The organism is Pseudomonas baetica, from assembly GCF_051216495.1.
GTDB classification, from domain to species: Bacteria; Pseudomonadota; Gammaproteobacteria; order Pseudomonadales; family Pseudomonadaceae; genus Aquipseudomonas; species Aquipseudomonas baetica_B.
In genome coordinates, this window is record NZ_JBPKAM010000001.1 from 64,953 (window position 1) to 83,807 (window position 18,855).

Here is an 18,855-nt window from a genome sequence, read left to right on the forward strand (position 1 = left end):
GCATCAGCTCTCATTCATCTAGCCTCGCAAAAAACTTTGCTACTGAAAGACGGCTTTCCAAACACCACAAAAAATGGCAATGTAGCTATTGCTACAAAATTATAGCGAACTCTACATGAAAATCTGGCTAACCCTGATTCTTGGCTTGCCCACCGCCAATGCCACCGAACGCATGCGCGCCTGGCGTGCATTGAGATCGGCTGGTGCGGCAGTTCTGCGTGATGGTGCCTATCTGTTGCCTGATATCGGTGTCTGTCGTGAAATACTGGCGTCTGTCGAGCGCGACATTCTGGCCATCAATGGCACCGCATTTATCCTGCCCGTCGTCGATCCTGATGGTGAGCGTTTTGTCGAGTTGTTCGACCGCAGCGATGACTACAGCAAGCTACACACGGAGATCGAAGAATGCCGCGGGCAGCTCAATCCTGAAAACGCCTTGGCCATCACGAAACAGGTTCGCAAACTGCGTAAAACCTACGAGCAGCTGACCAACATCGATTACTTCCCAGGCAAACCGAAGCAGCAGAATGACGCAGCCTTGCAGGAACTTGAGATTGCCGTCAGCAGAGCCCTGACTTCGGACGAGCCACACAGCCGCAACCAACCTATAACGGTACTCAACCGTGGCGATTATCAGGGGCGTGTCTGGGCAACCCGCAAGCGTCCCTGGGTTGACCGCCTGGCCTGTGCCTGGTTAATCCGCCGTTTCATCGACCCTGACGCTCAAATCCTCTGGCTGGAGACGCCACAGGACTGTCCGGCCGATGCGTTGGGTTTCGACTTCGATGAAGCGGCGTTCAGTCATGTCGGCAACCGCGTGAGTTTCGAAACTTTGCAAGCCAGTTTTGAGCTTCAAGAGTCTGGTCTGAACCGCATTGCGGCTTTGGTGCATTACCTCGATGTCGGAGGCATTCAACCGGTGGAGGCTGCCGGCATCGAGCGCGTACTCGCAGGGCTACGTGAAACCATTCTCCATGACGACCACCTGCTGACCGCTGCGAGCGCCATCTTCGACGGCCTGCTCGCCGGGTTTGTGAAAGAGGAACAACCCAATGAATAAGGGTTTGGCACCAAGGATTGAAGAAGAGCTGTCGAGGCCCGAAGCGATCAGTTTGCGTGAGGCGTTCTGGTTTTGGCTGAAGTTAGGCTTCATCAGCTTCGGTGGGCCTGCAGGGCAAATTTCGATCATGCACCAGGAGTTGGTAGAGCGGCGACGCTGGATCTCCGAGCGGCGCTTTCTGCACGCCCTCAACTACTGCATGTTGCTGCCTGGGCCTGAGGCCCAGCAGTTGGCAACCTACATCGGCTGGCTGATGCATCGTACCTGGGGAGGCGTGATTGCGGGGGCACTGTTTGTGCTGCCCTCATTGTTCATCCTGATCGCCCTGTCGTGGATGTATATCGCCTTCGGCGAAGTGCCCGTAGTGGCCGGCCTCTTCTATGGGATCAAGCCCGCCGTGACGGCCATCGTGGTGCAGGCGGCCCATCGGATCGGCTCTCGGGCGTTGAAAAATAATTGGCTGTGGGCGATAGCGGCGGCGTCATTCACCGCCATCTTCGCGTTCAATGTGCCGTTCCCGTTGATTGTGCTGGGGGCTGCATTGATCGGTTATGTCGGCGGGCGACTGGCACCGGAAAAGTTCAGGGTCGGTGGCCACAGCGCGGCGAAAAAATCCTTCGGCCCGGCCTTGATTGATGATGACACACCGTCCCCGGAACATGCCCGGTTCAGTTGGTTGAGACTGGCAATGCTGGCACTGATCGGCGTCGGGCTATGGACATTGCCGATGGGCATTTTGACTGTGGCTTTTGGATGGGAAGGCACCTTGACCCAAATGGGCTGGTTCTTTACCAAGGCGGCGCTGCTGACCTTTGGTGGAGCCTACGCTGTGCTCCCGTATGTCTACCAAGGCGCGGTCGGCCACTATGGCTGGCTAACTCCTACACAGATGATCGACGGCCTGGCGCTGGGCGAAACCACACCAGGGCCACTGATCATGGTGGTGGCCTTCGTCGGTTTTGTCGGGGCCTATGTCTCGCATGTGTTCGGGGCCGACCAGGTATTTCTGGCAGGGGCTGTAGCCGCCTCCCTGGTGACCTGGTTCACCTTCCTGCCCTCGTTCCTGTTCATCCTCGCGGGTGGCCCACTGGTGGAGTCGACCCACAACGAACTCAAGTTCACTGCACCACTGACCGCCATTACCGCCGCCGTGGTTGGCGTGATCCTCAATCTGGCGTGTTTCTTCGGCTATCACGTGCTGTGGCCAAAGGGCTTCAGCGGTAACCTCGACTGGCCTTCAGCGTTGATCGCGATTGCCGCCGCGATTGCCTTGTTTCGCTTCAAGCGGGGTGTCATCCAGGTGTTGATGGCCTGTGCGCTCGTCGGCTTGGCAGTGCATCTGCTGCGCTAGAGAGCCCCCGTTGATTGGCAATTTCTGGCGGGCATCGGGCTCGCCAGATCACGCTGCCTGCCGAGCCAGGCAGGAGGTGTCTGATGAGGTGGGTTACCCGTGAACGACCCAAGATTGACCGGATCGCCTGTCCTTGGTTAATCGCCCGTTTCATCGATCCACAGCCCGAATTTCTATACGTACCCAGCGGTGATGTGCTGCGGGTTGCGGCGGAGAAAGACGCTGCGCCCTACGACATTCCCGGCGTAGAACTGACCCATGAGGGCGAGCTATGCAGCTTCGATGCGTTCCTGAAAAAGTACCAACTCAGTGAGCCTGCCCTGCAGCACCTGGCCAGGATCTTACGTGGTGCTGATACCTCTCGCCTGGATCTGACTCCGCAATCGGCCGGGCTGTATGCGATTTCGCTAGGGTTATCGCGGCGCTTTGCCGACGACCATGAAATGCTGGCACACGGTCTGATCATGTACGACGCGCTCTACGCCTGGTGCAAGGAATGCCAAGGTGAATCACATAACTGGCCTCCGCAGGTGTGAGGAGACCGGCCCACCGAAGCCCAGCCTGGCGCAGGGCTTTCTACATGAGTGACATGTGATCGTCATTTAGCTGGTTGCTGCAATGGCAAATGTCTGAGGTGGGTGCTGTAGCTGCCCTGCTCATGGGGCCTGAAGGGACGTTCATCACCGGCAGTGACTTCCTCATGGACGGCGGTGTGACGGCCCAATACTGGTATGGCGACGATAAGTAACGCGTGTGTCATCCCGTCAGAAGGGGACGGTTTACTTCCAGCTGGCGCGCCCGCTCGCCTATTGTCCCGGAGAGCATACGCGGGGCTGTAGGTGGGTGTTGGTGAGCGGATGGAAGAGACAGGCGCCGGAAAAAAGGGCCTCAGTCGAGCAGGTGCATCAGGTGTCCGCCCTGCATGTGCTATGTAACCTGCAGCTCAGGTAAGCAAGGCCGCTTTGTACTCAATCCAAGATCACTTGGTCAGCCAAGACTCAATGGTCGCGGGGCCGTGCCAGGCCTTCCAGGACTTTTGCTACGCTGACCTCTTTCATGGAGGAATCGCGATGACAAATTCAGACCTTCTCCCTTCCCTGCTTTTCAAGATCAACCGAAATCAGTTCGACCTTGAGGCTGCCATCATGGAGCTCACAAATTGGGTTGAGCAACGCAGATCAGGTGACGCTGCCGACAACGTGCGCGGCGCACTGGAGACTATCAATAGGAACGAAGAGTTCATCTATATGTCGCTCGCGGTATTGATGGCACCGGTGTGATCCTTCCAGCACGTCGGAGAGGCCTGTTGAGTAGCTGGATTTGCGCCGTGCTAGTAGGCGGCGATATGCGCTTTGGTTCGCTGCGACCATTAAAAGCGAAGCGCGCCAGGGACATCTATCTCGCTCAGATAGAAACCAATTCACGGCACCAGTAGTGCCTCGTGTATCTCAATGGATGGAATAGCCTCTTCCTTGCGCTTACTGGCAAGCCAAATCCTTGTTTTGCTCACATCGAAAATCTGCCCCTGCTCCATCAGCGTCAACACAAGTGCATCTGAAACTCGATAGCGACCACAGGCCGGACAATATCTCTCCTCCCACGGGCCAAGGCACTGAATGCGTTCAGCGACGCCTGCACAAATAAGACAGCTCATGGGATCACCATTGTTTTTTATAGTCTGTACCTGATCCGTCGTTTTTCCAGCCGCTTTCCATCTGATAACTTACCGCACGTCCATACACTGCCCTCCTCCACGGAGGAATCACTATTTCGAATACAGACCTGCTCCCTTCCTCACTTTTTAAGATCAACCAAAATCAACTCGTCCTTGAGGCCGCCATTATGGAGCTTGCGCTTTGGGTTGAACAGCGAGGAACAGCTGACATTGCACAGAACGTTCGGGGTGCACTGGAGGTCATCAGCAGGAACGAAGAGTTCATCAACATGACGCTCGCGGCGCTTATGGCGCCGGAGTAAACAAGCTCGACTTTGGTAACCTAATAGCCTCCTTCGCTTCTCGCTAGGTACGTCGACAAGGCGAGCCCGATAGACGTAGTTCACCAAGCCTATGACGCAATTGAAACGGGGGGGGGAAGTGAGGCCCCGGCGGATGAGGGGATTCGCACTTTGAAGCAAACTCTGTCGTCCAAAGTTCCGGGGGGCATCGATCCTGAAGCTCTCGATCCGAGGGGATGCCTAAACTGGATAGCGCTCGGTACTCAGGTGATCGGTATCAAATTCAGCTCACTGTCTCTGTAAGCTGGATGGGCGCCTTGTTGCTTGCACGGCGTAGAAGCTGGATCTCGAGGCGCCCAGAAGCAATTCACTCATCAGGTATCCCACTCACATCACCGACTTTCACTTGGGCCAAATCCTTCCGAAGCGATGCCACGTTTTCAGTGCCATTCAATTGCTCGAACTGACGCTGGGCTTCCTGCCAGAGAGGAGCGGTTTTTTGGAACAGTCTCCTGCCCTCCTCGGTCAGCGCTGCGAGGCGACTTCTACCATCGGAGGGTGAGGGACTGATTGAGATCAATCCCCCTTTCTCCAGGAAACCCGCCATTTTCCCCATTGCCGTGCGCTCGATGTCGAGACGCTCAGCAAGCGTATTGATCGCGGCAGTCTCCATTTCATAGAGCGCTGCCAATGTGAGGTACTGGGTAATTCGAAGACCTGACGGCTCAAGCTGCGCATCGTAAAAGCGAGTGATCTGCCGGCTCGCCTTCCTGATCGCGGAACAATTGCACTGGTCGATCCCTAACGGTTGGCTAACCGGCAACATCTGCATATTTCCTCGTTACTACTGATGATTATTTCAAGTACCCAGCGGGTTGGTTACGCATAGACATCCCGGTACTTTTCGATAAACGCCTGCACGGTCAGCGCAGCCGTGCCGGTGATCCTCTCCACGACGTCATTCACACCTGCAAAGACTCCCTCTTGGTAGTCCTGCGCGACTTCAACCAAATGTTGTGTCAAGGCGGCCGGGAACTTGTACTCCTGCGTCATCTTACGCTCGAACTCTTCGATTGATGTCGGGGTGTACTCGATTTTCGCCCCCAGCACCTCGCTCATGGCCGCCGCGATTTCGGTGTGATTCATCTCGACAGGGCCGTGAAGGCTGTAAATTTTACCCTCGTGCCCCGCCGGGTTGGCCAGGATGTGAGCGATCACGCGTCCTTGGTCGTCGGTAGCAATGGGAGCGTGACGACCATTCGCAAAGGGGAATTCGATTTTTTTGTTGGCCCAAATCTCCTTGGCGAAGTGAGGGTACGCGAGCCAGTCCGCGAAGAATGTGGGGCGCAGGTGCGTTGTCGGTACGCCCGACCAGTCGAAGACGCGCTCAGAGATCCAGTGATCCTGTGCCAGATGACTCTTGGACTCCCGCCGCGCGGAAATCTGCGACATGTTCACGATGGCCTCTACCCCAGCCTCTTTTGCGGCCTGGGCAAAATACGCTGCACCTTCGATGATTCCCGATGCCAGCGGATACAGGAAATAGGCCGAACGGATGCCTTCCATCGCCGCACGAATGTCATCGATATTGGTGAAGTCGCCGATGGCAATTTCAACACCACGCGCCCTTAGAGCCGCGGCTCGCTCATCGTCCTTGCGTACATATGCGCGGACACGTTTACCCAATTTGAGCAGCTCATCGATGGTAGCCCCACCGGTACGCCCCGTTGCACCACTTACAAGAATTTCAGCTGCGCTCATGATCTTGGCTCTCTCGATTAGCTGGAGCAAATGCCCCTGGAAAATTCATATAAGAGCATATGCCCCCATGTGATTTAATTTACGAGCACATGCTCCTACTGTCAACGCGTGTGGATGACCGTTCAGCGGATGGAGGGAAGTTCATTTGCCAAGCAAGGGTGACTTCTGCCGAGATATTTTTCCTGTCTTCGGATACGCGGACGCACTTCCAATGGCAAAACTCACGAATCCAGTCGCCCCGCTTGCAGACGCCAGGCAGAAGCGGTTTGTCATATTGGGCCTGCCACCGGTGGACGCGCTCGACGTGATCGGGCCGGCAGAAGTATTCGCGTGGGCGAATCACATGGCTGGCGCAGGAATGGCCCCCTACGTACTTGAACTGGTCTGCTCATCACCTGATGTGCACCTGGAGAGCGAAACAGGCATTGGACTCAAAGGGCACAGTCCCCTCGAGCAGGAGTGTCGTTCGAACGAACCCAGCGATACCCCGCCGTCGCCGACTTCCAAATAGGATTAATAGGAATCCGTGATGCTACCTTCGGCACCGACTCGGCAGCATCCCTCGGCATACGGGTGCGCGAGGTTCAGTTACTGCTGATCGTCTGTGCCACGCTGGTAGCGATCGGGGAAAAGAGAGGCACGACGCGCTGTCATAAATTGTCGCAGCTGAGTCCTGCATAATTGTTGAATTCATGGAGTCATATCGGTACTCCTAGAACACCATTCTTTAGCAGGGAACGCACCATGCAACCAAGATTCAAGGTGATCGAGACCACCAGACTGCACGATGGCAGTAAACAATACAGGGTCGTTGATCTCGTAGAGGGAGGCTCAGCTAGCAAGCATGGTGTGTTCAAGGTCAGGGCGGAAGCAGATGCTGTTTGTTTGCGGCTGAATGCCGAGCATCCGCGGCAGATTGGTTTAGGACGCGCTTATGCGAGTTCGCGAACGAGAACTCAAGCGGCCATTTGAATCTGGCCGCTTGGCCTACTGAATCAGTTATCGAAAACGGGATACGACGCCTTGTCGATAGCCGTCATGGCCTCTGCCCGAGACAGAATCTTGGATTCTTCCAGGATTGCCAGCAGTGAACGACCTTCCACCACCGATTGACGGGCAAGTTTACTAACCTGCGCGTAACCGAGCTTCGGCACCAAGGCTGTAGCAACAGCCATCGACTCCGTCAGATGCTGCTCGTTGCGCGCTACATCGGCAGTAATCCCGGCAATGCACTTTTCACGGAAACGCTGGATCCCGTTGGTCAGCAGCGTAATGCTGTCAAACACCCGAGAGGCCACCACTGGCTCGAAATGGTTGATTTCCAGTTGGCCGTACTGCACCGCTTGCGCTACCGCCACATCGTTCCCGATAACCGCGAAACTCAGCTGAATCATCGACATAGGCAATACTGGATTGACTTTGCCCGGCATAATCGACGAACCGGCCTGAGCTTCTGGCAATTTCAGCTCGCCTACACCACCAACAGGGCCGGAAGACAGCACGGTCAGGTCAGAAGCAATTTTCCCCAACGAAGCGGAGCATGTGCGTAACTCTGCGGAAATCCGAGAGAACACGTCCATATTCTGCATAGCGTCGAAAGGGTTTGACGGCGCCTGATACTCGACCCCGGTGATTCGCTCCAGGTGTTTGAAAGCAAATGCCCTGTATGCGGCAGGAGCACCAAAACCAGTACCAATAGCTGTCCCGCCGAGCGGGAGCGTACGCAATTTGTCACGCACGTTTGTCAGTTCGGTTGCCAGGCGATGAGTAAGGGAAGCGTACCCTGAAAACAACTGACCGAGACGCATGGGCTGAGCATCCTGCAGGCAGGTGCGTCCCAAGTGCAGGACATCCGCAAACTGCTCGGCCTTCTGATCAAACTGCTGGGCGAGCTTTTCGACCTCAGTTATCAGAGGGCCGAACATTGCGTAAGTAGCGATTTTCATCGCAGCGGGATAAACGTCGTTAGTCGACTGCGAAATATTGACGTGGTCGTTCGGATGAATGATTTCGTAGGAGCCTGCGGCATGCCCCAACACCTGCTGGGCACGGTTGGCAATGACTTCATTGAAGTTCATGTTGGTCGAGGTACCCCCCGAACCTTCCAGCAGATCGACAATCAGCGAGTCATCACATTGGCCGTCAATGACGTCCTTGCACGCCTGCACGATGGCATCGCATTTCACGCTATCTAATACACCGCTATCCAGATTCGCCAGGGCTGCCGCCCACTTACATTGGGCGAACGCATTACGGAACTCGGTGTAGTGAGCAACTGTGAGCGATGAAACGGTGAGGTTATCGAAGCCTCGCACCGAGTTCACACCGTAGAGTTTGTCAGCTGCGATCTGGACGTCACCAACATAGTCACGTTCTTGTCTGTGTTCTTTGCGCTCAAAAGTATTCAAGAGTACTTCCCTCATCAGAATTTATTAATGTCTCAACCCCGCTGTCCATGGACTGCAGCCGTGGCAGGAATGAGTTGAGAAACACCTCGCGTGCTGATTCGCAGGCATCCGCGAAAAAGGCACTGTATTCATCTCTTCTGGCTACCAAGTACAGCGACCTTTCGAGCCCAAGCTCAGGGGTCAGGTGTACGTTCACCTTGTCCGCCCACGCAGATGCCTGGAGAAAACACATAGGGCTCGTAACAGCCCAGCCGATACCCTCCGCAACCATCGAGGTCAGGGCATCGGCGTTGTCCAACTCCAACCGGTTGGGTACTCGGATATTCAAGCTGCGAAGATGACGCTCGATCTGCAGCCCCACCTGTGAACCACGGTTGAAACGAACCACTGGCAGGACATTGGCCATCGCTCGTATGTCTTCAATGCTCGTGATGTTCTTGCGTGAATCCTTTGGGGTGATGACGAAATACTTTTCCGAGAACAGTCGATAGCGAATCACGTCATTGGCATCCATGAGCGGATCGCTGGTCACGATCAGATCCAGGTCTCGACGTAACAAGGCCTCACCCTGCTGCGGACTCAAGCCCGTACGAATCGATAACTGTGCGACCTTCCCAAGAAGCCGCTTGGTGAAAACCGAACCGCAGGTCGCGGCGAACGAATCAACAAGGCCAATCCGCAGATCAGGTTTTACTCCTCGCCCTGCATCCACCACCTGAGCCTTGAGATGGGAAATCTCCTCGCTCAACACGGAGCCACGATTACGCAATGCAACCCCGAAAGTGGTAAGGGCTAGAGGACGAGTTGACCGATCCACCAGGATCACCCCAAGTTCTTCCTCTAACTGCCTGATCATCTGAGAGACACCAGATTGCGAGATGCCCATGCGTGTGGCCGCACCCGACATGCTGCCTTCCTCGGCAACGGCGATGAAAACCTGAACCGCATACATGTCGATGAGTTTGTTCGCTGACATTGCTCTCTGCTCGCTCTCAAGTAGGAAAGAGTTGATTGTCGGCCATAGCCTTAGCGGCCGTCATTTCCCCTGTCGCGTGGCTACCGATGCTGCGAATGCAGGAGCCAGTCCAGCATCAGAGCCATCAGGCGTTACACCAGAGAGATCTTCCTTGCTGGTTTCCGGGGCGAACAGGTGGCAAAACACACCGCCGAATATCAACACGCCGACGCAGACGCCCAGGGCCGTTTGGATGCCGAGGTTTTGCACCGCGATGGGGAGCAAGAAGGTCGCAATGGCGGAACCGAACCGACTTGAAGCCACGGCCAGACCAATGCCGGAAGCTCGCAGGTGAGTCGGAAAGAGTTCCGGTGGGTAGACGAACTCCAGGTTAACGGCAGCCGCCAGCACGCAAGCAAAGAAGCCGAAGGCCAGGATGGTTCCCACAGGGCCAAAGCCCGCATAGGCAAGTACGCCAAGACCCAAAGCACTCAGGTAGAAGGTGCCGACGAGAAACGCGCGACGGGAAATTCGGTCGATACACAACAGTCCGAGGATGGCACCCAGCATGAGTAGGACGTTGTAGACCAAGCCACCGACGAACTTATCTTGAACATTGAGTGCCTCCAAAACCTTTGGAGAGAAGGTGCCCAGCGCAAAGAAGGGAATGACTTGGCAGGTGTAGAAAACACACCCAACCAGAGTATTTTTCCGCCAGCGCTTGCTCAACAGCTGCGCCCAATTGCCGCCTTTTTTCTCCGGTGTACTTACTGGTTCCGGCAAGCTGACGTTCGGCCCGAACTTACTGCGTACGATGTCCATGGCTTCCTTGGTGCGTCCACGGGCCATCAACCAAATAGGAGACTCAGGTACGCCCATGCGCAACGGTAAAATCAGCAAAGCAGGAAGGCCGCTGAGAGCCAACATGATGCGCCAAGCATCTGGGCCAATATCACGAACAGCAAAGCCCACCAGGTAGGCTGCGACGTAGCCGGCGGCCCAAGCGGCTGCGAGTATGCTTAGCAGGCGGCCACGATAGCGACGCGGGGCGAATTCCGTGACCAACGACTTGCTAACCACGTAGTCGAAGCCAAGTACCAGGCCCAACAGTAAGCGCAGCACCAGCAATTGCTCCGCTGAGGTGACAAAAAACTGGGATGCCGAAATGGTGGCGAATAGCAGCATGTCCCAAGCGAAGATTGTCCTCCGCCCGTATTTGTCTGCGAGGGGACCGGCAATTAAGCTGCCTAGGAAAAGACCGGCCAATGACGCGGCGCCAAGCAGCCCCATCCATAGCGCAGTGAGTTGCAATGGGCCCGCCGCCATGCTGACGGCAATGCCGATAATCCCAAGCACGAAGCCATCACTGAATTGGCCTCCAGTGCCACTGAACACCGTCCGAATATGGAAGCGGGTCAGCGGGAGGTCTTCGAACGATACTTGCTTGCTCATTCGTGTCTCCACTTACTTTTTATAGTTGTTGAATCCGGCGCGGGCGCCGGGCACGAAATGAGTCTATTGCTTCATCATTAGTATTTCAGCATTCGCAATCGCAGTATCATAATAGCTAATACTAACGTGCATTTTTTCTTATTCTCCAGCCTATTACCTTCATCGCTCGGAAGCCCTCTCTCGCTTGTAGGTCTACTGGCTATCCATAGATTAGTGTGATGGAAAATTACCTATTTGCCGGTTCTGATGTCGGCGGAGAACGGGCGGCTGCAATTTACAGCCTGGAGGATTCGGCCAAGCTCAATGGGTGACCAGAAACAGCCCCGCCGCTAGAGCCCAGAGCAAAAGCTGGCCATGGTTGGCGAGAGTCTTGAACCAGGGTAAAGCGTTTGGATGGCGGCTCGGCGTAGCGTAACGGCATCAATGCCAACCAGCTGTTCCTGTAGCGCAAGCTGTATCAGGACGGCGGCCTGTCTGCGGTCAATGCCGGTGAAGCGGTGATGCCTGCGTCTGAACTGAGCGATGCACTAAAGCAGAGCCATGAACTGCAACGGATGCTGGGCAAAAAACGATGTCAGAAATCCTCAAGGAGGCCATGTAGATCGCCCGGTCGCGAAAATGGATACGCATTCATCCTTGTTGCGATGGGGCGACCAGAGAAAGCTGGTCAGTGAATGTCCCGATGTGGCGCGCTCGCAACTAACGGTTCGAATGAAGCAGTCAGCATCGCTCAAGCCTCGGCGAAGCAAGCCGGTTTGAATGGATGCGCTCGACCAAACGCGCTTGCAGCGTTTCGAGCTCAGCAGGATCGGCCCTATCCTTCGCATGCACACCAAGCCCCTCGCCATCCCAGCGAGGAATGACGTGTATGTGTATGTGGTAGACCGTTTGCCCAGCCGCAGCACCATTGAACTGTACAATCTGCACGCCGTCCGGCTTGAGCTCGTCCAGGACGACGCGCGTAAGTTGCTGCACAGCAGACATCATCGTTCCAAGGACTGCAGGCTCGACATCAAGAATATTTCGAGCCTGGCACTCTTTTGGAATAACAAGGATGTGACCAAGAGATTGAGGAAAAACATCCAGAAAGGCCAACACATCGGCATCTTCGTAAATTTTGTAGGAAGGCGCTTCGCCGCGAAGGATAAGCGCAAAGATGTTCTGCGAATCGTAGTGGCCGTAGAGGCTCATGATCATTCCTTGTAAGTGGCTTTAGAGATACAGCAACGTGACTTCGACCGGTAAGCCGGTTTAGCACAGCAAAGACACAGAGTCTTGTAAATCTGGGCAAGCAACTGGCGTCGCTTCGAGAGGATTATTCGCGCTCATGGAAGTAGCTGCGCCTGGACACAGATCGTCCATCTTCTGTCGTTTCATCAGCTATAGGCCCTCATCCCCCGCAGTTCCGTGCGTGCGAAACTACCGCATACCACTCCTGCCTCGGGTATATGACACAAAGCGATCGTTGGAGTAAGGATGTGTTTATTGGGATTAAAGCGCCGCATGGGCATCGAGGACGCGTTCCGAATAGATAACAGCCGCACCCGCATTGGGCGCAATCGCAACTGCAATACAACCATCGCAACGAGTGGTGACTGCGCGGTTCGAGGCAGCTGCTTTTGGCACTCGCTCCGTCCAACGTCTACAGACCGCGGATAGTGTCAGGCGAAAGTATGCCCTGACCCTCAATATGGATATCGAACTAGTTCCGTCGTCTTTCGGTGAGGGCAGTGGTTCGCTGGCGTTGGCCTATTTCGCCGTGTACCGGCCGGAATGTGATGGGCAGGCTAAAGTACAGGCGCTTCAAGACTGGTTATTGGCGAAAGCTTCAGTCTAGTCGCTCGAATAACAGGTTCGAGTGAAGATGAAACGCGAGTTGACCCACTGCGCGATTCGTGCACTCAACCCAGACCGATTTGGACCACTATCCGGTCTCGTTTGCCCCAGCCTCTTTATAATAGGCACAAATAAATCAACCCCCACAGCGCCAGAAGTGGAGCATCCGTTGATCTCATTGCATGAGTGATCGGTGTTCGTTGACCGTTTCGAGGCGGTGGATCTTCTGGCCCGTCGAGTAGATCTGGGATAGCAGATACATGGCCTGTTCGGCAGGAGCATGCAGTTATTACGGTGTCATATGGTCGAGGTTGGGCACGGAAGTCATGCCGCTGATTGTGGCAGAGCAGGCAATCAGCGGCGATAAACCGATGGGCTAATGGCAAGTGCTACAGCACCGAGATCGAGCCACTCGCGCCGCCCCGCAGCCAAAGCAGCCCCTGTACCAAGGCCTGAAGTTGCTCGTTATCGAATACGACTTCCGATCGGCGATGGATGCCAGGCCAGTGGAATTTGCCTTGATTCAGTCGTCGCGCTGCAAGCCAGATACCTACACCGTCGTGCACAAGAATCTTCATCCGGTTGGCACGGCGATTTGCGAAGAGATAAGCACCGCTCGGCTTCGCCGCACCGAACATCGCAATTACTCTGCCCAACGCCGTCTCGGTACCTGCGTGCATATCCACAGACTCGGTGGCTAGCCCGATGGCGTCGATGCGGACGCCAGGCAAGCTGAAGGACAAAGCATGCGCATCCTTCAGGATCGGACGTTAGTTATTTCACCGTGATTGATCATTCGCCAACGAGTATTTCTCGGCACTATCTTCCAGATTAGCTACGTTGTACGCAGTCGCCCCGCCGCAACCCGATCAACCGCCGTTGATAGCCGACCGACCTAAAGTACATACCACTTTGGTCGATATGCTGTAGCTAGGCATGGGCGCTTTCCCCTTCCAAAACACGCAACGCTCACCACTAGTGTTTCCGCCGTTCCAACACTTATGAATACCTGCGGGAGAAGTCATGAATATCAAACAGAAACTGATATGGGCGTTCGCGGCCATCGCCTGCCTGCCGGTCATCCTAGTGGCGGTGCTCGTCGTGTTGAACCTGCGAGATGCTGCACAAGCCAACTTCTTGGATAGCAGCGGCCGTGAAATTCGCCAGATCGACAATGGCACGAAGCAATTCTTCGACGGCATCAGTCAGAACGTCGAATTCTTCGCCAAGGACCCACGAGTCATCACGGCGAAAGGTTTGAAAAGTTACGCCGGCACTGACGCCGCACAAACACCGCTCCCTGAGATCAATCAACAGCTTCTTGAGATCTTCGACAGATTCGCCAAGAGCCATCCGACCACCGCCTATATTTCCTTGGGAATGAATGACGGCGGCTACGCCAGTTGGCCTGACGATCCGAAAATGGCCAACTATGATCCGCGTGTGCGTCCATGGTACAAGGCCGCCATGGCCGCACCAGGCACCACCGTCCGCACAGATGCCTACTACTGGGCGCCGGACGATGTATCCCTAATCGGCACCGTACACACCGTCACCGACACCAGCGGGAAACTGGTGGGCGTCGTTGGCCTGGACGTGTCGCTCAAGCAAATGACCGAACTTCTCAAAAATATCAAGCTGGGCGATAGCGGCTACCTGATGCTGGTCGAAGCCAATGGCAATGTCCTGGTTGACCCCTCCGATGCCAAGCACAACTTCAAGCCCCTGGCCGACCTTGGCCCTAACTATGCCGAATTGGCCAAAAGCAGCGATGGCGTGACCCAGATCGAGATCGACGGTGTGCCCTACATGGCCAACGTGGTCACTTCCAAGGGGCTCGGCTGGCGCTTCATCGGCCTGATCAAACGCGACGAAGCGATGGCCGAGGCCTCAAGTCTGACCTGGTTGATCGCCGCTATTGCTGCCGCGCTGGCAGTGGTCTTCGCCATCGTGGGCGCCAGCTTCGCCAGCATGATTGTGCGGCCGATTCGTGGCGTTGCAAATGGTCTGCAGGAAATCGCCGAAGGTGAAGGCGACCTCACCCGTCAGCTCACTGTGCAGGGCAAAGACGAAACGGCCACCCTGGCAAGCTGGTTCAACCAGTTCCTGAACATGATCGCTCAACTTGTGCAACGCATCGGCAACGCGTCTTCCGACCTTCAAAATGTGGCGGCCGACACCAGCGAAGTCGCCCAGAACATGAACGAAGCTGCGGGGCGGCAGCGTCAGGCGGTGGAGTTGGTGAGCACCGCGTTCAACGAAATGGTCGCCACCGCCAACGAAGTGGCCCGCTCTTGCAGTCAGGCCGTCTCCAGCGCGGACGCGGGCTACCGCGATGTGCACGACGGGCAGCATCACATCGGCGAAGCTACGGGCAGCGTGCTGAAACTGAGCGAAGACCTGCAACAGTCGACCCAGACCATGCAAACGCTGGAACAGGATAGCAAGAACATCAACACTATCCTGGACACCATTCGCTCGATTGCCGAACAGACCAACCTGTTGGCCCTCAACGCCGCCATCGAAGCTGCGCGCGCCGGTGATCAGGGTCGCGGGTTTGCAGTGGTTGCCGATGAGGTACGAGCCCTGGCACGGCGTACGGCCGACTCCACCGGCGAAATCGACAATCTGCTCGGCAACCTCGCGCGGCGCACCCAGGAAGTGACCCAACAGATGCAAAGCAGCCTGCAGGTGTCGCAGACCAGTGTTGAGCGCATCCAGCAGGCTCGTGACAGCTTCGACAAGATCCGCACCTCGGTGGACTCGATTCGCGACCAGAACACTCAGATCGCCAAGGCCGCAGAGGAACAGCATCAAGTGGCCGAAGACATCAACCGGCACATCACGCAGATCCATACCGATGCGCAGTTGGTCGAGGAATTTGCTCACTCGGCGCAGACCGGTTCGGGGCGTTTGACGGATATTTCCGGACAGCTCAAGGGCTTGATTGGACGCTTCAAGTTCTAGTTTTTATTGGGTGGTGAGCCAGGGATGGCTCGCTTTCAAATAAGACCTCGGACAGGACGATCCTCACCACTTTCTTGGAATTGCTATTCCCTATCCTTTCGCCCTGATCGCATACATACCACCGGCAATCACCATGCACGCCCCCACTACTGTCCAAGTGTCAGGGTGTTCACTGAATACGAACAGGCCTATCAACGTAGCAACCCGAGACGTAAAGGTGACCGCGCCCATCCGAGAAATCATCATGCTGATGGAGTCTAACCTTGAAGAGCCATTAGACCTCGATCAACTCGCGGACTGCGGCCTCGCGTTTGAATTCAGCGGAAAAAGAACGACGTTGCTTGGTCATCAGACACCTCTATCTGGCGAGCATTCTCGCCTAAATGGGTGTCCGGTTTCATTAGACCACTACACTTGGCCAGCCAGGATTCGACAGTCGGAGCCGTGCCCCGCTTTCGACTCATTAGAGTTTTGTAATTACCAGATTCCGTTTCGCCTCCTAGCCACAGCAGGGCTCAGCCATTTCATCAGCGTCGACGCAAATCGATTTGTGGTGACATGCGGCAAACGTCATCCGGCCAAAAACTGCAGAATCAAGAAAGCACGCCGACTCTCGAATACTTAGGACACTTCAATTAAGCAGCTTTTGCCGGCTTCCCGCGGCATCGAAAAAAGCATTTGACCATCCCCTAACCCACGAAAATCTGAAAAATGAAAAAAGTCTGATCGTCTGCGTTAGTGTTCTTTGGCTTTCTTAATTCTGGTCACAATCAACAGCAGTATTCCAAAAGCGATCGGAGCCATGGTCAACATGGCTTTGCGCTCTGAAATTTCTATACCCAGTACGTGCAGCGCGGAGTAGCAAAGCTTAAGTAGGCTCAACAGGTAGTAGGTTATGGCAATAATTGAAAGCCCTTCGACGGCTCTCTGGATTTTTACTTGCGCATCGGCGCGTGAGTTGAGGCTCTTAAGAATTTCCGAGTTTTGCTCTTCCATCTCAACTTGCACACGCGCCTGCAGCAGATCGCCCAGGTTGACCACACTCTTTGCCAATTGATCCAAACGTTGCTCGGTGACAGCGCAGTACCTGACCGTAGGTTTGAAGCGCCTTTCAATGAAGACACCAAGCCTCTGACAACCACCAACATGACTCTCTCTCAGTTCTCCCAGTCGCTCAAAAATTAGCTGTGCATATGCTTGGGTCGCGCTGAAACGGTGACGGGTTTTGGCCTTGAGACTAACAACCTGAGCTGATAACGAAGCAATGTCAGCAAGCAGATTTTTTGCACTCGTTGCATCTAGACTCGTATTGAGCTCTGAAAGACGTACCAGTGTTCTTTCAAATGTGGTGAGCTGATTGCCGAGTTCTTTAGCGGTTGGCAACGCGAGAGAAGCCATCATGCGATAAGTCTCAATTTCGAGCAGTCGTCGAATCATTCTCCCTTGACGGTAAGCATTTAATCCTTTGTTAATGAAAAGAAATCTATTTGTACCTTCGGGGCACAGTTTAAAATCGCTCCAAACAATTGCATCTGAACCACCGATGCACGATCCGCTAGGGTCTTTGAAACCGTAACTGGAAATATCGCCTTTCCAAGACTCCTCAGATCGCACAATTATCTGAACTGAGTTGATGAGTAGTGATAAGTGGGGCTGGGCTAGGTCTTCAAGCTCTTTGGGTAATGAAGCCCAATAAAGCTCGTTGGTGGCTGAGGTAACGACCTGCGTGAGAGTGAAAAACTCAGCGTGGCGCTCCCATTTCAGCGGATGGCCATTGACGACAACGATGCCCTGAGCGGCACCCGCATCAATAGCCACAGGTGAAAGTCTCTCCAATAGCGAATTGCACTCTTTTTCTTCTCCCAAAAAGGCTAGATGAAAAACATGAGCGGGCTCATCGAAGTACAATGATGGTCGCGCATGTAACTCATTGTGCAAGTCTTGCCTTTGGGAATGCATGATGTTTAGACCTGATCAACACGAATATTAAACGGCACTTTTATCTTCTCGAACGATAAGTCAAACACCAAATACTGATTTAGCCATACCATCAGATATAAGCCAAGGCTGCCGTCCATGAAACGTCGATGGCAACCAAACTAAACTCTCAGAAGCACCTGTCTTGCCTAAGTCGTAGCGCGATGCTATGACGCAACGAATCCTTTTCCAGAAGATCTATATCTACTATATCTTCAATTCCTGCCCCAGCCTCGACCTTCTCAATCAACTCTAAAATGGCTTTCTTCATGAACCAATGGGATGAGCGATCCAGACTTGTGGATACTGTTTTTAGTCTCGCCCTAGTTCCTGCATCCAATTTGATTCCAAGAGTTGTAGTCGACATATTTGTGCTCTCCAAACATACTTCACTGCGCCACTCGCTCAATGCTACTGTCCGGTAAAGCTATATGGCTTACCGTGCAGCTAATGAATCAACCCCCACAGAGCAAGAAGTGGAGTATCTGTTGATCTCATTGCATGGAGGGATGATGGAGGGTTGAATACCAACCCACCTGCCCCTGGGCTCCACCAACCGATATCTTCTCTAAACCACTCGCCCTGCGATAGGACAAGATAGAACTCAGCTGGCGGGTGATGATGAAATGGATAACTGGTAAAAGGCGCCATTAGCGCCATACCTAATGTTAAAGTTTCGCACTCAAACATCCCTCCTGCACCAGTGATAATCGCATGGCGATGCATCTCTACAAACGTATTCTCCTGGCCAGGCTTGGCTTCACGTTTCATCCAATTAGCATGAGGCAAAATAATGCCTAACGAATCTAACACACACCCAAAATGTTCATTTATCCTTGGCGCAAGGTTAAGGGCCTGAGCTAAGTGAGGTGTCAGAGACTCAGGTAGCTTTTCTGAATCCTTCAATGTCTTTAAGGTTCTCCACTGCGCCGAAATCAGGGACTTAGCACACACATCTGCCGAGGCCAGCGCCATGTCAGAAACAGCTATACCATTTAATAAAATCTCATGAAGAGCTTGTAGAAGTAGCTGCCCACTCAAAGATACTTCATGATCCGCTGATAGAACGTTAGCATTGTCGGTCATTGCTTTCTACCTTTTCAAAATCATGTCGTTATGACCGCTGGCAGTA

The 18,855-nt window shown here is 54.4% G+C and carries 16 protein-coding genes and 5 pseudogenes; 10 read left to right on the top strand and 11 right to left on the bottom strand.

Translation table 11 applies throughout. The annotated features are described in order from the left end of the window. The first annotated feature begins 115 nt into the window (after nucleotides 1-115). From ACSFE6_RS00350 to ACSFE6_RS00370, 5 genes and pseudogenes are all read left to right on the top strand, one after another. On the top strand, nucleotides 116-1,060 hold the full coding sequence (locus ACSFE6_RS00350; RefSeq protein WP_435425789.1) for a chromate resistance protein ChrB domain-containing protein: 945 nt from the start codon (nucleotides 116-118) through the stop codon (nucleotides 1,058-1,060). After that, nucleotides 1,053-2,411 carry a chromate efflux transporter gene (chrA, locus tag ACSFE6_RS00355; protein WP_435425790.1) on the top strand — a complete coding sequence of 453 codons (1,359 nt, stop codon included), beginning with the start codon at nucleotides 1,053-1,055 and terminating at the stop codon, nucleotides 2,409-2,411. The genes ACSFE6_RS00350 and chrA overlap by 8 nt, the downstream gene beginning before the upstream one ends. Before the next feature lie 83 nt (nucleotides 2,412-2,494). Beyond that, nucleotides 2,495-2,947 (top strand): chromate resistance protein ChrB domain-containing protein, encoded by a 453-nt coding sequence (locus tag ACSFE6_RS00360; RefSeq protein WP_435425791.1) that lies wholly within the window; start codon nucleotides 2,495-2,497, stop codon nucleotides 2,945-2,947. Nucleotides 2,948-3,042: 95 nt separating this feature from the next. Beyond that, nucleotides 3,043-3,159, top strand: a pseudogene (locus ACSFE6_RS00365) (SDR family oxidoreductase); the annotation flags it as partial. A 322-nt stretch (nucleotides 3,160-3,481) separates the two neighbouring features. Continuing rightward, on the top strand, nucleotides 3,482-3,691 hold the full coding sequence (locus ACSFE6_RS00370; RefSeq protein WP_435425792.1) for a hypothetical protein: 210 nt from the start codon (nucleotides 3,482-3,484) through the stop codon (nucleotides 3,689-3,691). Nucleotides 3,692-3,831: 140 nt separating this feature from the next. On the opposite strand, the gene ACSFE6_RS00375 is transcribed toward ACSFE6_RS00370, so the two are convergent. Next, nucleotides 3,832-4,065, bottom strand: coding sequence for a hypothetical protein (locus tag ACSFE6_RS00375; RefSeq protein ID WP_435425793.1), 234 nt, complete (start codon nucleotides 4,063-4,065; stop codon nucleotides 3,832-3,834). Nucleotides 4,066-4,178: 113 nt separating this feature from the next. On the opposite strand from ACSFE6_RS00375, the gene ACSFE6_RS00380 reads away from it, so the two are divergent. Beyond that, nucleotides 4,179-4,388, top strand: coding sequence for a hypothetical protein (locus tag ACSFE6_RS00380; RefSeq protein ID WP_435426015.1), 210 nt, complete (start codon nucleotides 4,179-4,181; stop codon nucleotides 4,386-4,388). Between the two features lie 346 nt (nucleotides 4,389-4,734). Here ACSFE6_RS00380 and ACSFE6_RS00385 read toward each other — a convergent pair whose 3' ends face one another. Together ACSFE6_RS00385 and ACSFE6_RS00390 are read right to left on the bottom strand one after the other, a co-directional pair. After that, entirely contained in the window at nucleotides 4,735-5,199 is a 465-nt protein-coding gene (locus tag ACSFE6_RS00385) for a MarR family winged helix-turn-helix transcriptional regulator (protein WP_435425794.1), read from the bottom strand. Nucleotides 5,200-5,246: 47 nt separating this feature from the next. Then, nucleotides 5,247-6,128, bottom strand: coding sequence for an NmrA family NAD(P)-binding protein (locus ACSFE6_RS00390; protein WP_435425795.1), 882 nt, complete (start codon nucleotides 6,126-6,128; stop codon nucleotides 5,247-5,249). A gap of 744 nt (nucleotides 6,129-6,872) precedes the next feature. Here ACSFE6_RS00390 and ACSFE6_RS00395 point away from each other — a divergent pair. Next, on the top strand, nucleotides 6,873-7,100 hold the full coding sequence (locus ACSFE6_RS00395; protein ID WP_435425796.1) for a hypothetical protein: 228 nt from the start codon (nucleotides 6,873-6,875) through the stop codon (nucleotides 7,098-7,100). Nucleotides 7,101-7,123: 23 nt separating this feature from the next. On the opposite strand, the gene ACSFE6_RS00400 is transcribed toward ACSFE6_RS00395, so the two are convergent. From ACSFE6_RS00400 to ACSFE6_RS00410, 3 genes are read right to left on the bottom strand one after another with little or no spacing between them, the layout of a single operon-like run. Continuing rightward, nucleotides 7,124-8,536 carry an aspartate ammonia-lyase gene (locus ACSFE6_RS00400; protein ID WP_435425797.1) on the bottom strand — a complete coding sequence of 471 codons (1,413 nt, stop codon included), beginning with the start codon at nucleotides 8,534-8,536 and terminating at the stop codon, nucleotides 7,124-7,126. Continuing rightward, complete coding sequence (locus ACSFE6_RS00405; RefSeq protein ID WP_435425798.1) at nucleotides 8,523-9,512, bottom strand: LysR family transcriptional regulator; 990 nt, start codon at nucleotides 9,510-9,512, stop codon at nucleotides 8,523-8,525. The genes ACSFE6_RS00400 and ACSFE6_RS00405 overlap by 14 nt, the downstream gene beginning before the upstream one ends. Before the next feature lie 60 nt (nucleotides 9,513-9,572). Then, nucleotides 9,573-10,943, bottom strand: coding sequence for an MFS transporter (locus ACSFE6_RS00410; protein ID WP_435425799.1), 1,371 nt, complete (start codon nucleotides 10,941-10,943; stop codon nucleotides 9,573-9,575). 354 nt (nucleotides 10,944-11,297) lie between these two features. Here ACSFE6_RS00410 and ACSFE6_RS00415 point away from each other — a divergent pair. Next, nucleotides 11,298-11,516 (top strand): annotated as a pseudogene (locus tag ACSFE6_RS00415) (transposase); the annotation flags it as partial. Between the two features lie 147 nt (nucleotides 11,517-11,663). Here ACSFE6_RS00415 and ACSFE6_RS00420 read toward each other — a convergent pair. The 3 genes and pseudogenes from ACSFE6_RS00420 to tnpB all read right to left on the bottom strand — a co-directional run bounded on the left by ACSFE6_RS00420 (nucleotide 11,664) and on the right by tnpB (nucleotide 13,522). Continuing rightward, a complete protein-coding gene (locus tag ACSFE6_RS00420) occupies nucleotides 11,664-12,134 on the bottom strand; it encodes an HIT family protein (RefSeq protein WP_435425800.1) in 471 nt (156 codons plus the stop codon). A gap of 300 nt (nucleotides 12,135-12,434) precedes the next feature. Beyond that, nucleotides 12,435-12,542, bottom strand: a pseudogene (locus tag ACSFE6_RS00425) (carboxymuconolactone decarboxylase family protein); the annotation flags it as partial. Between the two features lie 626 nt (nucleotides 12,543-13,168). Next, a complete protein-coding gene (gene tnpB / locus ACSFE6_RS00430; RefSeq protein WP_435425801.1) occupies nucleotides 13,169-13,522 on the bottom strand; it encodes an IS66 family insertion sequence element accessory protein TnpB in 354 nt (117 codons plus the stop codon). A 280-nt stretch (nucleotides 13,523-13,802) separates the two neighbouring features. Between tnpB and ACSFE6_RS00435 the strand changes: the two are divergent. Continuing rightward, a pseudogene (locus ACSFE6_RS00435) lies at nucleotides 13,803-14,885 on the top strand (HAMP domain-containing protein); the annotation flags it as partial. A 324-nt stretch (nucleotides 14,886-15,209) separates the two neighbouring features. Next, nucleotides 15,210-15,746 (top strand): annotated as a pseudogene (locus ACSFE6_RS00440) (methyl-accepting chemotaxis protein); the annotation flags it as partial. A 735-nt stretch (nucleotides 15,747-16,481) separates the two neighbouring features. On the opposite strand, the gene ACSFE6_RS00445 reads toward ACSFE6_RS00440, so the two are convergent. Together ACSFE6_RS00445 and ACSFE6_RS00450 are read right to left on the bottom strand one after the other, a co-directional pair. Then, complete coding sequence (locus ACSFE6_RS00445) at nucleotides 16,482-17,705, bottom strand: DUF3422 domain-containing protein (RefSeq protein ID WP_435425802.1); 1,224 nt, start codon at nucleotides 17,703-17,705, stop codon at nucleotides 16,482-16,484. 465 nt (nucleotides 17,706-18,170) lie between these two features. Further along, a complete protein-coding gene (locus ACSFE6_RS00450) occupies nucleotides 18,171-18,809 on the bottom strand; it encodes a dimethylsulfonioproprionate lyase family protein (protein ID WP_435425803.1) in 639 nt (212 codons plus the stop codon). Nucleotides 18,810-18,855 lie beyond the last annotated feature (46 nt).